This is a genomic window from Burkholderia sp. JPY481 (assembly GCF_038900515.1).
Taxonomy (GTDB): domain Bacteria; phylum Pseudomonadota; class Gammaproteobacteria; order Burkholderiales; family Burkholderiaceae; genus Paraburkholderia; species Paraburkholderia youngii.
The window spans coordinates 1-418 of the sequence record NZ_JAYMRT010000145.1 but is presented as its reverse complement, the minus strand read 5'-3'; the positions used below and the strand labels follow the sequence as shown (position 1 = coordinate 418).

Genomic DNA, 418 nt, shown 5'->3' with positions numbered 1-418 from the left:
TGCCCATCGTCACGAGTGGAAAGAGCGGCCATGGCCCGTTGGCCAAGCAGTTGGATACCCTGTGGCAGCACGATGCCGAATTCGCCAAGAAGCCCGCGGATCTGGTTGGCAAGTGCTGTGCGTGATTCGACCCGGCCGGCGCGTGCGCGATGCAGCGACAGCACTGTCTGTTGCGCCTGCGTCTTGAGCGGTACAAAGCGCATGTTCGGTAGCGTTATCGCCTCGCAGATTGCTTCGGCGTCGGCCGCGTCGGTCGTGTTGCTCTTTACGTAAGGCCGGACGAACTGCGGAGCGATCAGTCGAACGGTGTGTCCGAGCTTGGTGAGCTCACGGCCCCAGTAGTGCGACGAGGCGCACGCTTCCATGCCGATTACACACGGTTCGAGCGTAGCAAAATACCGAAGTACATTCGCGCGTC

The 418-nt window shown here is 61.2% G+C and carries 1 protein-coding gene; it reads right to left on the bottom strand.

Going from position 1 to position 418, the window contains the following annotated elements; genetic code table 11:
• Positions 1-418, bottom strand: a 418-nt coding sequence (locus VSR82_RS40075) for an IS110 family transposase (RefSeq protein ID WP_498858934.1), incomplete at both ends; no start/stop codon positions are given.